This is a genomic window from Sphingobium sp., assembly GCF_035511395.1.
Classification (GTDB): domain Bacteria; phylum Pseudomonadota; class Alphaproteobacteria; order Sphingomonadales; family Sphingomonadaceae; genus Sphingobium.
Genome location: NZ_DATKFP010000328.1, coordinates 1 through 3,678, shown reverse-complemented (window position 1 = coordinate 3,678; position 3,678 = coordinate 1). Strand labels below are relative to the sequence as shown.

Annotated in this window: 2 protein-coding genes; both read left to right on the top strand. The window is 64.6% G+C overall.

All coding sequences use genetic code 11. The annotated features are described in order from the left end of the window. Positions 1-662 precede the first annotated feature (662 nt). Positions 663-2,444, top strand: a complete 1,782-nt coding sequence (locus VMR39_RS22805; protein ID WP_414712580.1) for a tetratricopeptide repeat-containing sulfotransferase family protein — start codon at positions 663-665, stop codon at positions 2,442-2,444. 128 nt (positions 2,445-2,572) lie between these two features. Continuing rightward, the coding region (locus VMR39_RS22800; RefSeq protein ID WP_325419406.1) for a TonB-dependent receptor plug domain-containing protein at positions 2,573-3,678 on the top strand (1,106 nt) is incomplete at its 3' end.

The window sequence follows — 3,678 nt, the reverse complement described above, 5'->3', positions numbered from 1 at the left end:
ACGGCGGCCTGGACCGGCGTGAGCGTTTCGTAGCCATGCGCTGCGAGCGCCTCGGCGAGAGGCTGGGGGAGTTGCGAAAAGGTCATAACTGGCAAATCAATCCTGCCGCTTGTGCGGCTTTGGCGAGCGTAGGGAGGGCTGCGGGGCTCGCCCGCAGGCGCACCGATTGGGCCGCCCATAGACCAAAGCGCAGGAATTTGCGCGTACCAATTTCACTTTACTGCAAATTGTGCAACCGCATCGGCGCAAAGTCGTCCGGGAAACGCGCTCAGCCGGCGAGGTTCCACAGACCTCGCGCCGCCGGCTTCGCGTCGGCCAGCTGCTCCGGCAGGAGGTCGAAACTGGGCTGGAATCCAAGCAGAACGTACATCTCTCGCTCAAGGTAGGGAGCGGCGTCTCCCGCGCTCATATCGACCCGTGCGCATTCGCCGAGGCCGGGCAAATTGGTCCGAAAAAGTCCTTTGCGTACAGGTGTTACGCGCATGACGGATATACCCTTGGATTTGTTGGCCGGCACTTGGAGGGCGCCCGCTAACGATCCTGATCCCGGCGATCAAGCCTGCGGCGAAGCTGTCATATTTTCGCAAGACCGACAAGCGCGTCGGTTTCCCGAACTGCGGGATCGCTTGAGGTCCGCCGGGGTCTTGCGCATACCTTGCGGCATGAATCGTCCCGGCCAAACAGTGTCCATGGCTGCGCTCGTCGCCGCCGATCCCGCGCGTGCGGTGCCCATGCTGCGCGCGGAGATCCTGCGAAACGCCAACGACGCGGGCGCCTACCGCCTGCTTGGCCGAGCCATGCGAACGCTCGGGCGTGATGCAGAGGCGCTGTTCGCCGAGAGCGAGGCGATCCGTGCCTCGGCGCACGACCCGCAACTTGTCGCCATTGCCCGCTCGCTCATCTCGAACGACCTGCCGGGGGCCGAGGCGGGCCTGCGCCAGCGGCTGCGCGAACAGCCGACCGACGTTGCCGCGATCCGCATGATGGCCGAGCTTGCCGGCCGGATCGGGCGCTATCGCGACGCCGAGGCCCTGCTGCGCCGCGCCCTGGAGCTTGCGCCGGGTTTCACTGCGGCAAGAGCGAACCTGGCGATCGTCCTCTACCGGCAGAACCGCTTTGCGGACGCGGTGAGTGAACTCGATGCCGTGCTCGCGGCGGGGGGCGGCGATGCCGGGAACCTCACCTTGCGGGCCGCCGCGCTCGGGCGGACGGGCGACTACGAGGAGGCCCGCCAGATCTACGCCAACCTCACCGGCACCTTCCCCGACCATGCGAGGCTGTGGATGAGCTACGGCCACATCCTGAAGACCCTGGGCGAACAGACGCAGAGCGTCGCCGCCTATCGCCGGGCACTGGCGATAGAACCGGGGCTCGGCGAAGTCTGGTGGAGCCTCGCCAATCTCAAGACCTGGCGTTTCGAGGATGATGACGTGACGGCCATGGAAGCGGCACTCTCCGGCGCGGCTCCGCTGTCCGAGGACGATCGCCTCCACCTCCACTTCGCCCTGGGCAAGGCGATGGACGATCGGGACGATGCCGCCCGCTCGTTCGCGCACTATGCGAAGGGCAACAAGCTGCGCCGCGACCAGCTGGACTACGATCCGGCTGCCGTGACGGCCCAGGTCGACGGCATGATCATGACCTTCACGTCCGACTTCGTGGCGTCGCGCCTCGTGGCGGGCGATCCTTCGCCGGACCCGGTGTTCATCCTTGGTCTGCCACGCGCCGGCTCGACACTGATCGAACAGATCCTGTCGAGCCATTCGCAGATCGAGGGCACGATGGAACTTCCAGACATTCCCGCCATCGCCATGCGCGAGGCCCAGGCCGCCGGCGGCCATGCGCGCGACTGGTCGCAAGCGCTCGCCGCAATGCCGGCAGAGAAACTGGCCGAACTCGGCGCCGAGTACCTCGAACGCACTCGTGTCCAGCGCAAGACGGCAAGGCCACTATACATCGACAAGCTGCCCAACAACTGGGCGTACCTCGGCCTCATCGCCCTTGCCCTGCCGAACGCCCGGATCATCGACGCTCGCCGTCATCCGCTGGACTGCTGCTTCTCGAATTTCCGCCAACATTTCGCGAAAGGGCAGCCGTTCTCATACGATCTCGATCACGTCGGTCGTTACTATGCCGACTACGTGCGCGCCATGACGCATTATGACCGCGTGCTGCCCGGGCGCGTGTACCGCGTCATCCACGAGAACCTCCTTGATGCGCCGGAGGCGGAAGTGCGCCGGCTGCTTGCCTATGTCGGCCTTCCGTTCGAAGAAGCGTGCCTGGAATTTCATCGCAACCCGCGTGCGGTGCGCACGGCATCGAGCGAACAGGTGCGGCGCCCGATCAACCGCGACGGCGTCGGCCAATGGCGGCCTTACCAAGGCTGGCTGGCCCCTCTTCTGTCTGCGCTCGGCGACTTGCCGGAGACATACGCGCGCGCCTGAGCCAAGTACCGCGTTTTGTGGCAGAAATGTCATACAGTGCACTGCACAATGGAGTTTACCCGGCAGACCTATTGTCAAAACTCATGAACTGTGGCGCTTTCCCTTCAGGGCAATACAGGGGAACACGGGTGGGTACATCGCGTCTGGCTTCTCGTCGCAGCGTCATCGTCGCACTGCTTGGCTCCTCCACTCTCGCTGCAGCGCAACCGGCGCTGGCACAACAGGCGCCTGCCGAAGAACAGGGCGACGTCATTCTGGTGACCGCTCTCAAGCGCACGCAGAACATCCAGGACGTTCCCATCGCCATCACGGCGCTCGGCGGGGAAAAGCTGCGCGAGTTGCAGGTCAAGGAACTGCAGGACGCGGTCAAGTTCATCCCGTCGGTCACGATCCAGACCACCCAGCCCGGCTTCAGCCAGGTCTACTTCCGCGGCGTCGCCTCAGGGGAGAACGCCAACCATTCGGGACCGCTGCCCACCGTGGGCACCTATCTCGACGAGATGCCGATCACGACCATCCAGGGCGCGCTCGACATCCATGCATACGACATATCCCGGGTGGAAGCGCTCGCCGGTCCGCAGGGCACCCTCTACGGCGCCAGTTCGATGGCGGGCACGATCAAGATCGTCACCAATGCGCCGGACTATTCGGGAACATACGGCGCAGTCGATGCGGAATTGAACTCGGTCGCCCACGGCGACATCGGCGGCGTCGCGCAGGGCTTCCTCAACTTCAAGCTGTCCGACCGTGCAGCGCTGCGCGTCGTGGGCTGGTATCGCCGTGACGCGGGCTACATCGACAACATCGCCGGCAGCCGGACCTACCCGGTTTCTGGCATCACCCAGGACAACGCCGATCTCGTCGAGAAGGACTACAACGACGTCGAGACTTACGGCGCCAGGGTGGCACTCGGCATCGAACTGGACGACAACTGGACCATCACGCCCACATTGATGGGGCAGGTCCAGAAGACCGATGGCAGCTTCGCGCAGGAGCGCTCCAGTGCGGTCGACAAGAAGCTGCAGACCGTCCAGTACAATCCGGAAGGCAGCAAGGACGAGTGGTATCAGGCGGCCCTCACCATCGAGGGCAAGCTGGGCAACTGGGACCTCGTGGCGACGGGCGGCATCCTCAACCGCAAGGACCGCACCGAGTCCGACTATTCGGACTACTCATACTTCTACGACGCGCTCTACGGATCGGGCGAATTCCTCTACGACAACGCAGGGGATCT